Origin of the sequence: Hymenobacter lutimineralis (genome assembly GCF_008271285.1) — a bacterium.
GTDB lineage: Bacteria > Bacteroidota > Bacteroidia > Cytophagales > Hymenobacteraceae > Hymenobacter > Hymenobacter lutimineralis.
This window is the reverse complement of sequence record NZ_VTHL01000009.1, coordinates 66,184-83,083: the sequence shown is the minus strand read 5'-3', so window position 1 is coordinate 83,083 and position 16,900 is coordinate 66,184. Positions and strand designations below refer to the sequence as shown.

The window sequence follows — 16,900 nt, the reverse complement described above, 5'->3', positions numbered from 1 at the left end:
GCGTGTCTCTGACTGGGCCATACCCACCAGCCCGTATTTTCATCTCCGGGCTGGCCGCATTCTGCTACCTTTGTAACCTATCGGGGGCTCGCGCTGTTGTGAGGGCGTCAGCCCAGGCTAAGCGGCCGGCTGCCCTTGAAGTTTTTGCTTTCTCCGTCATTTTGTTTTGACCGAATATGTCTACCATTTCCATCTACGCCGAAGCTTCGCCCAACCCGGAGAGCATGAAGTTCGTGCTGAACCAGCAGCTGCTCACCGATGGCGTGAGCGTGGATTACCCCAACCTGGAGGCCGCCGCCAATTCGCCGCTGGCCCAGGAACTGTTCAACTTTGATTACGTGGGCCGGGTGTTCATTGCCCAGAACTTCGTAACCGTCACCAAAACCACCGAGCACCAGTGGGCGCAGCTGATTCCGGAAATTCGCACGTTCCTGAAGTCGTACGTGGAGGCGGGCGGGCCCATCTTCACCGTGGACCCCGCTGCTGAGCAGAAAGCCGCCCAAACGGCTGCCGCTACCGGCAACGCCTCGGAGCAGGACCAGCAAACCAGCCAGAAAATCATCGACCTGCTCGACAACTACGTGCGCCCCGCCGTGGAGCAGGATGGGGGCAACATCACCTTCAAGAGCTACAACGCCGGCATCGTAACCGTAAACCTGCAGGGCTCCTGCTCGGGCTGCCCCTCAGCTACCGTTACGTTGAAATCTGGTATCGAGAACCTGCTCAAGCGCATGGTGCCCGAAGTAACGGAAGTAGTAGCGGAAGGCATTACGGTGTAACTACTTGCTTTTAACTAGAACCAGAAAGCCCGGTTCCTGCGAATCGGGCTTTTTGGTTTTTAAGGCCTTGGAGTTGCTCTGCCGCTGTCGAACTCCATCGGTTACTTGTGCTTGACACCAAAGGCGCGCGACACGTTGAAGCCAAAGTAAATGTCACCGTCCCAGAAGTTGCCTTGCGTCTGCGGCACGAAGAATTTCTCTATCATGCCCTGAGAGTTGGTAAAGTGGAGTTGGAAGACGTGGCCCCCGGTTTCTATATCAAACCCCACGGCCAGGGAGTTGCGGAAGTCGTCGGCGGTGGGGCCGGGCAGCAGGTAGTAATACTCCAGGGTAAGGGCCACGCGCTTGCTGAGCTTCTGGCGGCCCGCAATGCCCAGGGCCAGCACGTCGTTGTTGTCACGCTCCGTGGCCACGAAGTTGCGGTGCACCAGCGTGGGCATCAGCTGCAGGGAAAGGCCAGGACTGAATTTCCGGGCCGCCAATGCTTGGTACATATACGTCAGGCGTGACCGGAAAGGCCGCTCGTTGCCAAAGCGTAGCGTGGTGAGGGCTGTACTGCCGAACAAAGTAACGGACACCGGCATGTGAGTGGGCTGCTGGCGGAGCAGGCGGTATTTCACAAACCCGTCGTAGGTTTTTTCCAGGGAGCTGCGTCCCACGCCTACGGCCAGCCGGTCGTTCAGGCCGTATTCCAGGCCCAGGCGGATGGTAGCCTGATCGAGCCCGAAGAAGTTATACGCGCCGCTGTTGAGCGTGCCGAAGCGGTGCGAGATAAGAAAGAGCAACACACCCTGGCCCGGGGTTTCGATGGAGTGCCCATTGCTGACGCGGGTGCCTTTGAACGTAGCGACCACGGGCTCCGGAGTACGAAGACTGTCTTGGGTGGTGAGTTGGTTGAGCAGGCTGTCCTGGGCCACGGCAGGGGCTGCCCCAGCCAGCAGCAAGCTCAGACAGACAATAAAGCACAATACAGAGGGTAGCCGAAAAAGCATAGCCAGCGGTGGTGTTAGGGTTGAGAAGGGCAAGTGAGGGCCACGGTCACGGCCACTGATTTGGCAATATGCTCGCGCACCAGCAGCGGAATTTCAATGTTATAGTCGGCGGGGGCTACCGCAAACCTGGCATTCACGACCAGCGTGCTGCCGCGTAGCTCCAGGGTGCCGGGCACCTTCATGCGCCGCTTCACCCCGTGAATGGTTAGGTCGCCCTCCACCATTACGCTGCGGGCACTCCCGGATGTCAGGGGTTCGGCCGCCGGCCAGTTCAGCAGCTTGCCCGCGAAGGTGGCCCGCGGGTACTTCTCCGACTCCACGTAGTTTTCGTTGAAGTGCTCCTGCATCAGGCTATTCGGAAACACGAAGGCGCGCATGGGAGCGGTGAAGGCCACCTGGCCGGTTTGCAGATCCAGGATGGCAGCCACCTGCTCGTTGCGGGCTTCAATGTCTTCCAGCGGAGAGGAGGAAAAGAAGGTAATGCGCCCGGTGCGCGTGAGGTATTTGCCTTGGGCAAAAGCACTGCATATGGGGCCGAGCAGGAGGCAGAGAAAAAGCCAGTACGCTTTCATGGGAAACTCAATTGTCGGGGGTACCTGCCTCTACCCAGGCCCGGATGGCCGCCACTTCACAGGTGCTCAGGGCGAAGCCACTTTTGGGCATGGCCGGGTAGCCCGAGCCGGGGGTGAGCACGCCCAGCAGGGCGCCGTGCTCCGCGTGGTGCTGCACGGCGGCCAGGTTGTCGAGCACCACATTGCCTTCTGCCTCTCCTCCGCCGTGACAGGCGTAGCAGCGCTGTTGCAACAAAGGCTGAATGGTCCGGCTGTAAGTCACCGCCGATACGTCGCAGGTGGGCTGCGGCAGCAGTTCTTCAGCATTTTCGTAGGCGCAGGCAGGCAACAGCAAGCCTAGCCCAAGCCAATACGGCGGGAAGCGCAGTTTCATGATGAGGAAGTAAATAGAAGAAAGAAAAGCGCGGGGGAGGGGCTAGTGCGGTAGAGCTGCGGCTCTCAGCAGGCGGTATTGCGCCCCGAAAAACACGCCCGCACTGCTCAGGCGCACCTGGCCAGCCCCCACGCCGCCCAGCGGGATTTTCACGAAAGGCTCGGCCCGTAGCCCCCAGCGCGCCGCTACCTGCCGCTCGTAGCCCACCGACAGATTCACCACGCTCAGCCAGTGGTTGCTGCCTTTTTGCACCCGCCATTCGCGTTGCACCGGCCGGTTGTAGTAGTCATAATAGTATACGTACCGCTCGTCCCGCATCAGCAGCGACGACAGCCCCGCGCTGGCAAACAGCTGGTATTTCGGTTGTACCCGCAGGGCATAGCGCACGTTCAGTGGAATGTCCACCATGCGGCAGTCAGCGTCTACCTCATCAATGTCTATAGAGGAAGGCAGGTAAGCCGGGCGGGCGTGGTAGTCGGTGCCGCGGGCCTGGTAGCGTTTCATGGCCCGCAGCACGCCCACATTCACGCTGAGGCGGTTGGTGAAGAAGTATTCTACCTGGCCGCCCACGTTGCTGCCGGCTTTGCTAATGGGTGAAAAGCGCACGGTGCTTACCTCGGGCGCGTACTGCACCAGCAAGCCAAACCGGTAGGCCGGCGGCGTTGCCTTGCGCTTGGGCTCGGGCGCATGAGCAGAATCCGGTAGGGCTGGAGGGGTATCGGCAAGGGCCAGTGAGTTGACAGGCGCTTTGGCTTCTTGAGAAACAGAGTCTGCTGAAATTATGGTGGGGGCAAACTCTGCAGGGGCAACACTGATAGTTGGAGTAGGCTCAGTAGTTGGCTGATCAACGCTGGCTGTATGCCTAGCAGCACTAGCAAGGCTGGGGCTGGATATAGCCGGGGCCGGGAGTGGAGAAGAAGCCGTAGCAGTCGAGGACTCTACTGTTGAGGAGGGTTGGGGAGGTGGGGAAGTCGGATGGCTCACGGCCACGGCAAGTAGACCGGCGCTACTACGGCTTTTTGCGCTTGTCGCCTCAACATCCTCGAAATCTGCGGCAGATGTGTGCTGTACAAGCCTTGAGCGGTGAGGGGAAGGCAGAAGCGGCAGGAAGGAGCGCCGTTGTCTGGGGCGCGGCAGTATTGTAGTTAGCGCTACGCCGCGCGGAGCCGTTTGAGCTGCCGGTTCATTCGAGGCCAGTGTGGAGCCAGCTGTGGGAGCCAATGGGCTTTGCTCAGTCGGCTTAGCTTGGCGGAGGGGGGCAGAAGGAGCAGTGTCAGACCCTGAAGTAGCAGCAGGGCCAGCTGGTACAAGGGGCGTGGCTGAAATTCGAGCAACTGGTGAGGCAGAAGCTTTACCAGACAGGGGATGATAAGTAAACCACACCAACAGCAGCACGGCTACGGTGGCAATTTCTGCGGCAAACCACCGCAGCACTTGCTGGTAAGCGGCCCGGTGCTGGGCCAAAGTGTTGAGTTGATGCTCCATGCCCTGCCACGCGGCCGAGCCATCCTCTGCTGGATAGGCCTCGGTAGCGCGCCGAAACAGAGCATCTAGCTCCTCATCTGACAGATTCGGCGTAGGCATGGTGGTTAATTTTTTTTAGCATTTCCTTTAAGTGGCCCCGCGCTTTCGAGAGGTTGGACTTCGACGCCCCTATCGATATGCCCAGCTGCTGCGCAATTTCCTCATGCGTGAAACCATCCAGCACGTACAGGTTGAATACGGTGCGGTAGGCGGGGGAAAGCCGCTGAATCAAAGCAATCAGCTCTTCATATGCCAGTGTATCCAGGGCACCGGCGCTGTCGTCGGCCTGGCCGTAGGCGTGCTCTGGCAGCTCCTGCATCTGGTGCCGGGCCTGGGCGCGGTAGTGGTCGATGGCCGTGTGCACCATGATTTTCCGTAGCCAGCCCCGAAACGAGGAGTTGATTTCCTGGCGGGCCGGGTCGAAGCGCGTCACGTCCCGGTACACTTTCAGGAAGCCATCGTTTACGACTTCCAGGGCCTCTTCGCGGTGGCGGGCGTAACGTAGGCACACGCTCAGGGCGTAGCTATAGTACAGCAGATATACTCGCCGCTGGCACTCCCGGTCCATGCGGCGGCACCCGGCCAGCAAGGCCAGGAGCAGGGTAGCATCATGTTCGGGCTGGGGCGGCACGGGCGCGGGGTTGTCGGTTTATACCTAACTCGGATGCAAGCCCCGGTTGGGTTGCCTGTCGAAGACAGAAAAGTTATTGAAAGCTAGGGAACAAGTTGATAGCCTGCACACTGGGAAATAAAAAAAGCCCGACCTGCAGGCCGGGCTTTTTAAAATTAGTACGCTGGGCCGTTTAGGCGTGCGTCGTGTTCAACTTGGGCGCATCAGCGTCGGTAATGGTGGTGGTGTGGTCCACACCCCGCTCGCGCGACTCCTTACGGCCGTAGGTATCAAGGATGATGGGCGTAGCAATGAACAGCGACGAGTACGTCCCGAACACCATCCCAATCATCATGGCGAAGGAGAAGGAGCGCAGGGTTTCACCACCGAAGAAGAACAACACTGCCACTACCAGGAACACCGTGGTGAACGTAATCATGGTGCGGGAGAACGTGCTGTTCAGGGCCGGGTTGGCTACCTGGGCGAAGGTGAGGTGCTTGTTCTCGCGCAGGTATTCCCGGATACGGTCGTAGATAACCACCGTATCGTTCATGGAGAAGCCGATGATGGTCAGCACGGCTGCTACGAAAATCTGGTCCATTTCGTAGTTCAGGCCAAACAGACGAGCAATGGGGTAAGCGGCAATAACCAGCAGAGCATCGTGGAACAAGGCAATTACGGCGGCCATAGAGTACTGCCACTTCTCGAAGCGCAGCAACACGTACACGAAGATGCCCAGCAGCGTAAGGCCCAGGCTCAACACCGAAGTTTTCTTGATGTCGTCAGCAATGGTAGCGCCCACTTTCGAGGTGCTCTTGATCTGGGGCTGGTCAGCACTGAACTGCTGCAGACCCTGGTCGAGGGCGGTGCGCACTTTCTGGTCGGCGGCAATGCTTTCGTCATCGGCCAGGTAGCCAGTGGTGATGCGCAGGCGGTTGTTGGCGCCATAGGTTTTCACTTCCGTACCCGCACCGCCGAAGTTGTCGAGCAGGGCCGTGCGCACCTGGTCGGCGGCTACGGCTTTGTTGAAGTCTACCACGTAGGAGCGGCCCCCGCGGAAGTCAACGCCCAGGTTGGGGCCACCCTGCACGGCCATCAGTACAAAGCCGATAACGATGAAAATGGTGGAGCCGATGTAGGCCAGCTTGCGCTTACCTACGATGTCGAAGTTCAGGTTCTGGAACAGGTTGCGCGACAGCGCCGTCGAGAACTGAATCTTGCTGGTCTCTTTGTCCTTGGTCAGGAACTCAATGATGAGACGCGACACGTACACCGACGACAGGAACGAGGTGAAGATACCGATCAGCAGGGTGATGGCGAAGTTCTGCACCGGGCCCGTACCGAAGAAAGTCAGAATCAGGGCAATGATCAGCTGGGTAACGTTGGAGTCGAAAATGGCCGAGAAAGCGCGTGAGTAGCCTTTGTTGATGGCATCCTTGAGTTGCAGCCCGTGGCTCAACTCTTCTCGAATCCGTTCGAAGATCAGTACGTTGGCATCTACGGAAGCAGCAATAACCAGCAGCAGACCCGCAATGCCAGGCAGCGTGAGGGCCGTACCAAACTGGGCCAACACGCCAATTACCAGGAACATGTTGAAAAGCAGGGCAGCATCAGCCACCAGACCGGCACGGCCGTAGTACACAGCCATGAAAATCATGATGATAACCAAGCCAGCCAGCGTAGAGTACAGGCCCTGGTTAATGGCTTCCTGACCAAGCGAAGGACCAACTACGGCTTCTTCCACAATGCGGGTAGGAGCAGGTAGCTTACCAGCCTTCAGTACGTTGGCCAAATCCTGCGCTTCCTCAATGCTGAAGTTGCCCGAGATGCTGGAGTTGCCGCCGGCAATTTCCGACTGCACCACCGGCGCCGAGTACACATAGTCGTCGAGCACAATGGCTACCTGGCGGCCAATGTTGCTGGCCGTGAGGCGCTGCCACTTGCGGGCACCCGCCGGGTTCATCTGCATCGATACCTCGGGGCGGCCGCCCTGGTCATAATCCTGGCGGGCATCCGATACCACGTCGCCACCCATGGGGGCCACGCCTTCGCGGGTTTTGCGGATGGCATTTAGCTGTAGATATTCCTGGCCGTCGATGGTGGTGGGCTTCACGTCCCACAGCAGCGTCAGGTTCGGGGGCAATACAGCGCGTACTTCCTGGCTGCGCAGCAGGGCATTCACACGGGCCGTGTCGCGCAGGTTGGCACCCAGGCCACCGGGCATCGTAAACAGGCGAGCCAGCTGGCTGCTCTGGGCAGGGTTGGCTGAGTCGGTTTTGGCCGTAGCATTCTTCTTGGCGAGCTGACTGGCCAAGGAAGTAGAGTCGCCGGTAGCGGTGGCCGTGGCAGCGGTATCGGTAGTAGCGGCGGCAGTGCCAGTAGCTTTGCCAGCGGCTTCCTGGGCCGTCAGTACTTCGTTCAACTGGTTGAAGTAAGGAGCAAACTCATCGGTGCGCCATACTTCCCAGAACTCCAGCTTGGCCTGGCCTTGCAACAGCTTGCGCACGCGCTCGGGGTTGTCTACGCCGGGCAGCTCGATCTGAATACGGCCGGTGCCTTTCACACGCTGGATGGTGGGCTGGTTCACGCCAAATTTGTCGACGCGGGTACGCAGGATGTTGAAGGAGCGGTCAATGGCTTCTTCCTCTTCCTTGTCGATGGCGGCAATTACCTGCTCGTTGGTCGAGTTGTAAGTCAGGCCGCGGCTTTTGTTGGTCGTGTTGGCAAAGATGCGGGCCAGCTTGTCGCCGGGGGCCACTTCGCGGAAGCTCTGGGCAAACAGCGCCGTGAACTGGGTAGTGGGGTTGGTTTTCTGCAGCTCCTGGGCTTTCTGCATAGCCTGCACGAACTTGGGGTCCTTGGAGTTATTGGCCATGGCCCGCACGATTTCGACCGGCGAAATTTCCAGGGTCACGTGCATGCCGCCTTTCAGGTCGAGGCCCAGGCCGAGCTCCTTCTCCCGTACGTCGCGGTAGGTGAGGGGGCCGAATACGGGCGCGCGCCACACCGAGTCGAGGTAGTGCTGGCGCAGGTTCTGATCTACGCGGCCGTTGCGGGTGGCGTAGTTGACGGCCTTTTGCTGCACGCCCCGGGAGATGAACGTGAGCGTGAGGAAGTAGGCACACAACGCGGTAACAATGACCGTGAGGATGATAATGAGGTTTTTATTACGCATGTAGAAAGAAATGGCAATGAAGAATGAGCAAGCAAGAATGAGCAATGAAGAAGGAAGACTGCGCACTGGCAATTCTTCCTGCTTTATTGCTCATTAATTATTGTCATTTAGGGGGCGTGGGGCGACACCGAGGCGCCCAGCAGGCGCGTGCGGAAGGCATCGGGCACGGCGCAGGGGCGCGGTGCTCCAACAATCGAGGCCCGCGTGGGCAGGGGCCAGCCCGGCAGCACCGGCACGGGCGGCAGCCATGCCTCAGTGGCGGGGGCCAGCCACACGCCCAGCGGAGCCGTGGCTTCCAGGGTTACTTTCTGCTTGACAACTGCTCCCTTGGGGGCGGCTCCTACCCGGGTAGCATGACCGGGGGCCGCAGCCACAACCCGGTACATAGCCACGGCCTGGTGGTTCAGCCCCAATACCCACAGCAGGGTAAGTTGGAGCAGCACCAGCCGCAAGCGAGTAAGAAACGGGTTGAGAGTCAGCGTCATTGCGAAATACGAAGTGCAAATATAACCAAAACCAGCGGGCAGGAAAAACAACCTGCCTGCTTTGGCTAACCAGCTGGCCTGAAAAGCAGCACTGCCGCCTCTTGGGGGAGGCGGCAGTGCAAGCGGGTTTGCGGGGCGGCTTTATTAGGCCCCAACGGCTATTTTGCTTTTCAGGAACGACACCAGTACTTCCAAACCCCGGTCGAAATGGTGGTTGTTGGGAATAATCAGGTCCGCATCCTGCTTGAAAGGCTTGATGTATTTCTCGTAGGTAGGCGCTACGTGGTTGGTGTAGCGGTAGAGCACATCTTCCAGGTCGTACCCCCGCTCGTCCCGGTCGCGCACAATGCGGCGCAGCACCTTCACGTGCTCCCGGGCATCGATGTACACCTTTAAATCGAGCAGCCGGGCCACCTCTTCAAAGTAGAACACAAAAATGCCCTCGACTACGACAATGGGTGCCGGCTTGAAGACCAACTCTTTAACTGGGGCATTGGGGTTGTTGAAAGTATACTCCGGCCGCCGTACCTCCAAACCCTGGCTGATGCGCAGCACATCGTTGGCATAGGCCGCCGAGTCGATGCTGCTGGGCAGGTCGAAGTTCGTGACGCCGTTGCCGTCTACCTGCTGGGTTTCGCGCGGGTGGTAGTAGTTGTCCTGCGAAATCAGACAAATATCCTGCTCCGGGAACGAGGCCAGCAGGCGGCGCAGGAAAGTGGTTTTGCCGGAGGCGCTACCGCCCGTAATACCGACCAGAAAAGGTTTTTGCATGGGGTGGGATGTTGCCCGTTGCAGTGGGGCCAACCCTGCAAAAGTAATACATCGGCAGCTCAACGGGTGCCCCCGGCTTAAACTTTCCTCGGCTACGGCAGGAGCTTGCCGGTGGGCACTAGCGGAGGCTTACGCCGCCGACCACTCCGTCTGCAGGTACGAAACCAACTGCGCAACGGCCCGGCCGCGGTGGCTGATGTGGTTTTTGGCGGCCAGTTCCATTTCCGCGAAGGTCTGCCCGTTGCCCTCAGTGGGCTGAAACACGGGGTCGTAGCCAAAGCCACCGTTCCCCTTTGGCTCTTCCGTAATCAGCCCGCGTACTTCGCCTGCAAACAGCTGGGGTTCCGGCGTGAGGCCTACCAAGGCTACCACGGTGCGGAAGCGCGCCGCCCGGTTACCCTGGCCGTGCAGTTCCTGGAGCAGTTTCTGCACGTTGTCGGCGGCCAGGCGCTGGGGGCCGGCGTAGCGGGCCGAGTATACGCCGGGTGCCCCGTGCAGGGCCTCTACCTCCAGGCCGGTGTCATCGGCAAAGCAGGCCACGCCGTAATGCTCCCACACGTACTCGGCCTTCTGCAGGGCATTTCCTTCGAGCGTATCACGGGTTTCGGGGAGTTCCTCGTGGCAACCAATGGCTTCGAGGCTCAGCAGCTCTAGGCCAGCGGGCAGCAGAGGGCGGATTTCGGCAAGCTTGTGGGCATTGTTGGAGGCAAAGCAGAGGCGCACGGGCGGAATATGGTAGAGGAGAAAACCAGAAGGGAAGAATCGTAAACCAACGAAAAAACCGGGGAACGGCCACCCAACGCCCGCAGAATGGGCCGGGCCGGCTACTGCAGGGAGGGCGCACCGTCCCGGTGCTTGCAGTAGCTGCCCGGCAGCGGCCCAGGGCCTAAAGGGCTGAGGGCGTGGGCTGACAGGCGGAAAAAGCACGAAAAAAGGAAAAAGCCGGCAAAGGCTTTTGAATTATGACGTTACACTGTACCTTTGCACTCCCTTCCGCAAAATCGGCAGGCAGACAAGGTTTTAACGGGAACCCCGACCATGAAAAAAGACATCCACCCCCAGTATCGTGAAGTGGTGTTTCAGGACACTTCAAGCGACTTCAAATTCATTACCCGTTCGACGATGACCTCGAACGAGACGGTTACGATGGAAGACGGCAAAACCTACCCCGTTATCAAGGTGGAAGTTAGCTCGGCGTCGCACCCCTTCTACACCGGCAAAAACGTGTTTATCGACACGGCTGGCCGCGTGGAAAAATTCCGCAACCGCTACCAGAAGAAGTAAGCCTGTGTGGAGCTTGTGGCTACTCGCTGCAGGCTCTGGGTTTGATACGAGACTCCCTCCGACCATCGGAGGGAGTTTTTTATTTGCCAAATTTGACCCCGAGTCCCCACTCATTCCCCTTGCCTTTGTGATGCTGCTGGCTGCCGGCTACCAGCGAAACGCTTTCCCCAATGCACGTTCTGCTTTTCGACGATCCGGCCATCCGGCCGCATTTGCTTCCGTTTACCTTCACGCGGCCGGTGGCGGCCCTGCGCTGCGGCATTCTCACGCTGGCCGAAAAATGGCAGCGCCGCCTGGGCGCAGCGCAGGTAGGCTACCTCACCGAGCCGTACCTGCAGGCTAAGTTTCCCGCCGGCGATACGCAGGGACCCGCGCTGGTTATCAACGGCGCCGTGTGTGCCGATGAGCTGCTGGCCGAGCAGGTACTGGCCCTGCAGCCGGGCGAGGCACTGTTCTGCGAAGAGCTGTTGGTTGCAGCCCATCTGGCCGATGCTACTCAGGTAGCCGAGCTGATTCAGGAAGGATTTCAACGCACCCGGGAGGTAGCCGAGCCGGTAACCGTTATCCGGCAGCCCTGGCATCTTTTCCTCTACAACGGGGCCGAAATTCGCCGGGACTTTGCCCTGCTTACCCGTGGCCGGCAGTCGGAGCCGGTGGGCGACGCGCACACCATTGTGTATGCGCCGGAAAACGTCTTTATTGAGCCGGGCGTGAAAATTCGGGCGGCTATTCTAAACGCCGAGAATGGCCCTATTTACCTCGGGAAAAACTCCCAGGTGCACGAGGGGGCCATCATCAGCGGGCCGCTGGCCCTTTGTGAGGGCAGCCATATCAATGCTGGCGCCAAAATGCGCGGTGACAACACCGTAGGCCCGTTTTCCAAGGTTGGGGGGGAGGTTGGCAACAGCATTATCCTGGGCTACTCCAACAAAGGCCACGATGGGTACCTGGGCAACTCCGTGATAGGGGAGTGGTGCAACCTGGGCGCCGATACGAATACCTCCAACCTCAAGAACAACTACGCGCCCGTCAAAATCTGGAGCCACGCAGCCGGGCGCTTCGTCAACACCGGGCAGCAGTTTTGCGGGCTTATGATGGGCGACCACAGCAAGTGCGGCATCAATACCATGTTCAACACCGGTACAGTGGTGGGCGTGGCCGCCAACGTGTTCGGGGCCGGCTTTCCGCGCACCTTCATTCCAAGCTTCAGCTGGGGCGGGGCCGCCGGCTTCGAAACCTTTAAGCTGCCAAAAGCGGCCGAAGTAGCCGAGCGGGTGATGGCGCGCCGCCAGTTGGAGTTCGACCAAACGGAACAGGACTTGCTGCGCCATGTATACGAACTCACGGTGAAAGACCGGGTGTGGGAGCGTTCTGGGCCGCCGGCGGCCGAGCGTGGCGTGGAGCTTTAAAGTAGACGACGGCAGGAAGATCAGCGGTCCAAAAGCCTTAGCTTGCTCACAACCTGACAACAACGTAACCCATGCGCTTTTCGGATATTCCTGGTCAGCAGGCAGTGAAGCAGGTGCTGCGCCAGAGTGTGCGCCGCAACCATGTGGCCCATGCCCAGCTGTTTCGGGGCGCTGAGGGCTCCGCCGCCCTCACCCTGGCCCTGGCCTACGCGGCATTCCTGAACTGTGAAAACCGGGCTGAAGCGGCCGACGATTCCTGCGGGCAGTGTTCCAGCTGCCAGAAAATTGATAAGCTGGTTCATCCTGACCTCAACTTCATCGTGCCCGTCACGACGACGAAGGCCGTAGCCAAGGATGCCGTCAGCAGCAAGTTTGCGGCCGAGTGGCGGGCCTTCGTCCTCGAAAACCCCTACCAGGGCCTCAACGACTGGATGCAGGCCATCGGGGCCGACAACAAGCAGGGCAGCATATCCAAGGAGGAAAGCCTGCAGCTGCTGCGGCTGGTTTCGCTTAAGGCGTTTGAAGCGCAGTTCAAAATTGTTGTTATCTGGCTGCCCGAGCTGATGCACTCGGCCGCCGCCAATGCCGTGCTCAAGCTGCTGGAAGAGCCGCCACCAGCTACGGTGTTCCTGCTGGTAAGCTACGCGCCCGAGCAGCTGTTGCCTACCATCATCAGCCGGGTGCAGCCCGTGGTAGTGCGGGCCCTGGCCGAGGAGGAGCTTACCCACTGGCTGCGCGACGAGCAGAAAGTGCCGGAAGCCAAAGCGCGTCAGCTGGCGTTGCTGGCCGAGGGCAACATTGGCCGGGCCCTGGCAGCCCAAAGCACTGCCACCGACGACCACGACTATTTTGCCTTGTTTGCGGCCTGGATGCGCACCTGCTACGGCAACAAAGTAAGTGAGATGCTGGAGAAGAGTGACGAGTTCCAGAAGCTGGGCCGGGAAAACCAGAAGGAGTTTCTGCACTACGCCCTCACTGCCCTGCGCAAGGTCTTGCTCTTCGGCCTCGACCCCCAGCTAGTGCCGCACCTGCCCGCCGCCGAGCAGCCGTTCGTGCAGGGCTTCAGCCGCTTTGTAACGCCCCGCAACGCCGGGCCGCTCACCCAGCAGCTCAACGATGCTCACTACCACGTGGAGCGCAATGCTAACCCGCGCATGGTGTTCGTGGATACCTCCCTGCGCCTGGCCGAGCTGCTACGTCAAGCCTGATTTTTTAGCTGAACCCAGCCCGACGAAACCCCGTGTTGAGCGCAGAGCCGTGCTCAAAAAAGGACTCAAATGGCCTCTAGGGGCGAAAAATACATGTTGCTAATTTGCTATAGTACGCGCTAAAAAGCCTATAGCCGGGAAGCCAGCCGACAGGGCGTATCTTTGTCGGATGTAGCCGGCGGCCGCAAAGAAATGCGCCGGCCGGCATAATCCCAACTAGTTCGTTCTGCTGTGCAAACCACCATTCGTATCGGTACCCGAGGCAGTAAGCTTGCGCTGTGGCAGGCGCATCACGTGGCAGATTGTCTGTCGGCGGCTGGGTTCGTACCGGAAATCGTCATCATCACCACCAAGGGCGACGTCGTACTGGACCGCTCCCTCGATAAAATCGGGGCGAAGGGAGTTTTTACCGAGGAGCTGGAAGAGAGCCTGCGCACCGGACACACCACTATTGCCGTGCACAGCGCCAAGGACGTGCAGAGCACCATCCCGGCCGATCTGGAACTGCTGGCTTTTATGGAGCGCGAAAAGGTCAACGACGTTATCGTGAGCTTCGACCCCGCGCTCGATCTGCAGCGGCCCGACTTGGTACTCGGAACCAGCAGCACCCGGCGCAAGGCCATGCTGCGCCGCTTCCTGCCCCACGCCACCACCGCCGAAGCCCGCGGCAACCTCCAGACGCGCCTGCGCAAGCTGGAAGAAGGGCAGTATCATGCCCTGGTGCTGGCGTATGCCGGCGTACACCGGATGGAATACGACCAACTTATTCGCCATGTGTTGCCCGAAACGCAGTATATCCCGGCTACGGGCCAGGGCAGCGTGGCCATTGAGTGTGCCCGCAGTCTGGACCCCGCTTTGAAGGCCGAGTTGCGCCGGGTGCTGGACCACGCGGCCACGCACATGTGCCTGACGGCCGAACGCGCTTTTCTACGCACCATGGAAGGTGGGTGCAGCATCCCTTCTTTCGCGCTGGCTACGCTTTCCGCCGATGGCCGCGAGGTGACGCTGCACGGGGGCCTCATCAGCCTCGATGGGCAGCAGTTTATTGAAGAAACCCAGTCAGCGCCGGTAGCCGGGGCGGAGGAACTGGGGGTGCGGGTAGCCGAAAATGTGCTGGCGCGCGGCGGCCGGGATATACTGGACGACATCCGCCGCGTGCGCGACGAGAACATGTAGGCGTTCGAGCTAGGCCGAAAGCGAGGCCACGAAGCAGGCCTCGCTAACGTGCAGAGCCAGCTAATAGGAAAAGCCCTTACCCGTCACGCACGAGTAAGGGCTTTCTGCTTAAGCAGCGGGCTGGTTTTTCGAACAAATCAGTTCGGTTTCGCTTACCAGTTATTCTTTCTGCTGCTCAGCGCATAAATAAGCAACGCTACCACCGCGCCGCTGGTATCGGCCAGCATATCTTTCTGGGCGTCCCAGATATCACCCTGGCTGCCGAGGAAAGCGGCGCCGGCACTGCCACCCGCTACTTCGGCGTAAACCCACTCAATCAACTCGTAGGCCATGGCTACGGTTCCGATAACACAGAGCGGAAACAGGTAGCTGATAAAGCGGCTACGAATGGTGCCGAAGCGGTCTGTGAGTTCAATAATCGGGAAGGCGTAAAAGCCCACGGAAAAGTGCGCTACCCGGTCGTACATGTTGCGCTTAAACCCAAACAGGTTGTTAAACCAGTCAAAGGGTACTTTCTCGAAGGTATAGTGGCCGCCGACGGTGTGCATGAAAATCAGCACGCTCATCAGCAGGTAGGCCGTGTTGGAAAACCGGATTCCTCGCAGATAAAGCCCAACCAACGCGCCGACGATGAGCAGAATGGGCAAGTTCTCGGCCCACCAGGTGCCGCGGTCGGCGGGGTTGATAGCCAACACGCCAAACTCGATGAGGTAGAGCGCCAGCAGCAGCTTGGGAAACCAGTGAGGAGCAGGGGTAGCCGCGGAGAGCATAGAATCAGGCATAGGGGGACGGGAAAAGCGTACCGGCGCTACATACGCAACTTGCCAGGTTAGCGCTGAATTTGGTGACTTAGCAGTGCTGACCTATGGCTGCCTCCGTAGAAAGCCCGTAAGTTTGAGGCATTCATAGACCGTACAAGTATGCAGATATTCTCTCGGCTCGCGTTGCTATTGCTGGCTTTTCTCCTGAGCAGCCAAGGGCTTTGGGCCGCCAAAAAGCCGCGCCCCAGCAAGAAAGATGAAGTAGTGACCATCAGCACCAATCTGGGCGACATCCGGCTGGTGCTTTCGGAGCTCACGCCCCAGCACAAAGCCAACTTTTTGAAGCTGGCCAAAGCCGGGTTTTACAACGGAACTACCTTCCACCGGGTTATTCCGGGCTTTATGGTGCAGGGCGGTGACCCCAACACCAAAGACGCTGACCCCGGTAACGATGGACTAGGGCCCGCCAATGAGAAAACCATTCCGGCGGAAATTATTCCCCAGCTACGCCACAAGCAGGGCGCCCTGGCCGCCGCCCGGCAAGGCGACTACGTGAACCCCCAGCGGGCCAGCAGCGGTTCGCAGTTTTATATTGTGCAAAACCCCGGCGGTACGCCCCAGCTTGATGGCAGCTACACCGTGTTTGGCCAAGTAATCAGTGGGCTGGCGGTTGTGGATAAAATAGCCCAACAGCCCCGCGATGCCCGCGACCGGCCCACTTCCGACGTGAAAATGACGGTGAAAGTGGAAAAGCTGAAAAAGAAAAAAATTACGGAGCTCTACGGCTATCAATACTAGCGCGTCTGCTCACGCTGCCTCTTCCCTTTGCGCACCGCCTAATTCCTCCTTATGCGCGTACTAATAACCGGCTCCAATGGCTTGCTAGGCCAAAAACTGATAGCGCGGCTACACGCAGAGGAAGGAGTGGAGCTGATTGCTACCTCGCGCGGGGCCAACAAGCTCGCAAAGCTGTATCCGGCTGTACGATTCGTGCAACTGGACGTGACCGATCAGACCCAGGTAGAGCAGGTGCTAATGCAGGAGCAGCCCACCCACCTGATTCACACGGCCGCCATGACCAATGTGGATGAGTGCGAGCTAAACCAGGCGGACTGCTGGAAGCAAAATGTAACGGCCGTGGAAAACTTGGTTGCCGTGTGCGAGCGGCAGCAGGTACATCTGGTCCACGTCAGCACCGATTTTATTTTTGATGGCAAGGAGGGGCCGCTTACCGAAGAAGCGGTGCCGGCGCCCGTAAATTTCTACGGTAAAAGCAAGCTGGCTGCCGAGCAGGCCGTGCAGCGTAGCCGCGGGCCATGGGCCATTGTGCGCACTGTGTTGGTATATGGAGTAGCCCACGAGTACGGCCGTACCAACCTTGTGCTTTGGGTGCGCGACTCTCTGCGAGCCCAGCAGCCTATTCAGGTAGTGGATGATCAGCTCCGGACGCCCACTCTGGCCGAGGACCTGGCTCAGGGCTGCTGGCTGGCAGCCCTGTACAATGCCTCAGGTATTTACCACGTCAGTGGCCAGGAGGTGCTTACCCCATTTCAAATGGCCCTGCGCGTAGCAGATTTCTTTCAGCTGGATAGTCGCCTTATTAGCCGGGTTGATGCCAGCACCTTTTCCCAGCCTGCGAAACGCCCGCTACGAACGGGTTTTATTATTGATAAAGCGCAGCGGGAGTTAGGCTATGCGCCCCACAGTCTGGAACAAGGCATGGCCCTGGTTGCCCAGCAGGCAGGCTAGCTGGCCGCCAACTTCACTACTGCATGGCGGGG

The 16,900-nt window shown here is 59.4% G+C and carries 17 protein-coding genes; 7 read left to right on the top strand and 10 right to left on the bottom strand.

Annotated features, from left to right (window positions below; all coding sequences use genetic code 11):
* The first annotated feature begins 176 nt into the window (after positions 1–176).
* Positions 177–779, top strand: a complete 603-nt coding sequence (locus FY528_RS10195) for a NifU family protein (protein WP_149070898.1) — start codon at positions 177–179, stop codon at positions 777–779.
* 101 nt (positions 780–880) lie between these two features.
* Here FY528_RS10195 and FY528_RS10190 read toward each other — a convergent pair whose 3' ends face one another.
* The 9 genes from FY528_RS10190 to rdgB all read right to left on the bottom strand — a co-directional run bounded on the left by FY528_RS10190 (position 881) and on the right by rdgB (position 10,004).
* A complete protein-coding gene (locus FY528_RS10190; protein ID WP_222931807.1) occupies positions 881–1,771 on the bottom strand; it encodes a DUF5777 family beta-barrel protein in 891 nt (296 codons plus the stop codon).
* A 14-nt stretch (positions 1,772–1,785) separates the two neighbouring features.
* Positions 1,786–2,343, bottom strand: a complete 558-nt coding sequence (locus FY528_RS10185; protein WP_149070897.1) for a YceI family protein — start codon at positions 2,341–2,343, stop codon at positions 1,786–1,788.
* Between the two features lie 7 nt (positions 2,344–2,350).
* Complete coding sequence (locus FY528_RS10180; RefSeq protein WP_149070896.1) at positions 2,351–2,716, bottom strand: c-type cytochrome; 366 nt, start codon at positions 2,714–2,716, stop codon at positions 2,351–2,353.
* Between the two features lie 42 nt (positions 2,717–2,758).
* Positions 2,759–3,349: an outer membrane beta-barrel protein gene (locus FY528_RS21235; protein ID WP_187632074.1), complete on the bottom strand. Its 591-nt coding sequence runs from the start codon at positions 3,347–3,349 to the stop codon at positions 2,759–2,761.
* 925 nt (positions 3,350–4,274) lie between these two features.
* A complete protein-coding gene (locus FY528_RS10170) occupies positions 4,275–4,871 on the bottom strand; it encodes an RNA polymerase sigma factor (protein ID WP_308418674.1) in 597 nt (198 codons plus the stop codon).
* 172 nt (positions 4,872–5,043) lie between these two features.
* Positions 5,044–8,025: a protein translocase subunit SecDF gene (gene secDF, locus FY528_RS10165; protein WP_149070894.1), complete on the bottom strand. Its 2,982-nt coding sequence runs from the start codon at positions 8,023–8,025 to the stop codon at positions 5,044–5,046.
* A 107-nt stretch (positions 8,026–8,132) separates the two neighbouring features.
* Positions 8,133–8,510, bottom strand: coding sequence for a hypothetical protein (locus FY528_RS10160; RefSeq protein WP_149070893.1), 378 nt, complete (start codon positions 8,508–8,510; stop codon positions 8,133–8,135).
* 144 nt (positions 8,511–8,654) lie between these two features.
* Entirely contained in the window at positions 8,655–9,281 is a 627-nt protein-coding gene (locus FY528_RS10155; RefSeq protein WP_149070892.1) for a uridine kinase family protein, read from the bottom strand.
* A 129-nt stretch (positions 9,282–9,410) separates the two neighbouring features.
* A complete protein-coding gene (gene rdgB, locus FY528_RS10150; RefSeq protein ID WP_149070891.1) occupies positions 9,411–10,004 on the bottom strand; it encodes an RdgB/HAM1 family non-canonical purine NTP pyrophosphatase in 594 nt (197 codons plus the stop codon).
* Between the two features lie 315 nt (positions 10,005–10,319).
* On the opposite strand from rdgB, the gene FY528_RS10145 reads away from it, so the two are divergent.
* The 4 genes from FY528_RS10145 (at position 10,320) to hemC (ending at position 14,358) form a co-directional block, all read left to right on the top strand.
* Positions 10,320–10,565, top strand: a complete 246-nt coding sequence (locus tag FY528_RS10145) for a type B 50S ribosomal protein L31 (RefSeq protein ID WP_149070890.1) — start codon at positions 10,320–10,322, stop codon at positions 10,563–10,565.
* A gap of 170 nt (positions 10,566–10,735) precedes the next feature.
* Positions 10,736–11,974: a GlmU family protein gene (locus FY528_RS10140; protein ID WP_149070889.1), complete on the top strand. Its 1,239-nt coding sequence runs from the start codon at positions 10,736–10,738 to the stop codon at positions 11,972–11,974.
* A 71-nt stretch (positions 11,975–12,045) separates the two neighbouring features.
* Complete coding sequence (locus tag FY528_RS10135) at positions 12,046–13,182, top strand: DNA polymerase III subunit (protein ID WP_149070888.1); 1,137 nt, start codon at positions 12,046–12,048, stop codon at positions 13,180–13,182.
* Positions 13,183–13,413: 231 nt separating this feature from the next.
* On the top strand, positions 13,414–14,358 hold the full coding sequence (gene hemC, locus FY528_RS10130) for a hydroxymethylbilane synthase (protein ID WP_149070887.1): 945 nt from the start codon (positions 13,414–13,416) through the stop codon (positions 14,356–14,358).
* Positions 14,359–14,510: 152 nt separating this feature from the next.
* Here hemC and FY528_RS10125 read toward each other — a convergent pair whose 3' ends face one another.
* Positions 14,511–15,140, bottom strand: a complete 630-nt coding sequence (locus FY528_RS10125; protein ID WP_262383965.1) for a DUF2238 domain-containing protein — start codon at positions 15,138–15,140, stop codon at positions 14,511–14,513.
* 138 nt (positions 15,141–15,278) lie between these two features.
* On the opposite strand from FY528_RS10125, the gene FY528_RS10120 reads away from it, so the two are divergent.
* Positions 15,279–15,917, top strand: a complete 639-nt coding sequence (locus tag FY528_RS10120) for a peptidylprolyl isomerase (RefSeq protein WP_149070886.1) — start codon at positions 15,279–15,281, stop codon at positions 15,915–15,917.
* A gap of 51 nt (positions 15,918–15,968) precedes the next feature.
* Entirely contained in the window at positions 15,969–16,868 is a 900-nt protein-coding gene (locus FY528_RS10115; protein WP_149070885.1) for an SDR family oxidoreductase, read from the top strand.
* Positions 16,869–16,900: the final 32 nt, after the last annotated feature.

Excerpts from the sequence above, each read along its gene's own strand:
- FY528_RS10185 (WP_149070897.1), bottom strand. The coding sequence starts at position 2,343 with ATGAAAGCGTACTGGCTTTTTCTCTGCCTCCTGCTCGGCCCCATATGC.
- FY528_RS10125 (WP_262383965.1), bottom strand. The coding sequence starts at position 15,140 with ATGCCTGATTCTATGCTCTCCGCGGCTACCCCTGCTCCTCACTGGTTT.
- FY528_RS10190 (WP_222931807.1), bottom strand. The coding sequence starts at position 1,771 with ATGCTTTTTCGGCTACCCTCTGTATTGTGCTTTATTGTCTGTCTGAGC.
- FY528_RS10115 (WP_149070885.1), top strand. The coding sequence starts at position 15,969 with ATGCGCGTACTAATAACCGGCTCCAATGGCTTGCTAGGCCAAAAACTG.
- FY528_RS10120 (WP_149070886.1), top strand. The coding sequence starts at position 15,279 with ATGCAGATATTCTCTCGGCTCGCGTTGCTATTGCTGGCTTTTCTCCTG.
- FY528_RS10195 (WP_149070898.1), top strand. The coding sequence starts at position 177 with ATGTCTACCATTTCCATCTACGCCGAAGCTTCGCCCAACCCGGAGAGC.
- FY528_RS10140 (WP_149070889.1), top strand. The coding sequence starts at position 10,736 with ATGCACGTTCTGCTTTTCGACGATCCGGCCATCCGGCCGCATTTGCTT.
- secDF (WP_149070894.1), bottom strand. The coding sequence starts at position 8,025 with ATGCGTAATAAAAACCTCATTATCATCCTCACGGTCATTGTTACCGCG.
- FY528_RS10135 (WP_149070888.1), top strand. The coding sequence starts at position 12,046 with ATGCGCTTTTCGGATATTCCTGGTCAGCAGGCAGTGAAGCAGGTGCTG.
- FY528_RS10145 (WP_149070890.1), top strand. The coding sequence starts at position 10,320 with ATGAAAAAAGACATCCACCCCCAGTATCGTGAAGTGGTGTTTCAGGAC.
- FY528_RS10155 (WP_149070892.1), bottom strand. The coding sequence starts at position 9,281 with ATGCAAAAACCTTTTCTGGTCGGTATTACGGGCGGTAGCGCCTCCGGC.
- FY528_RS10180 (WP_149070896.1), bottom strand. The coding sequence starts at position 2,716 with ATGAAACTGCGCTTCCCGCCGTATTGGCTTGGGCTAGGCTTGCTGTTG.
- FY528_RS10160 (WP_149070893.1), bottom strand. The coding sequence starts at position 8,510 with ATGACGCTGACTCTCAACCCGTTTCTTACTCGCTTGCGGCTGGTGCTG.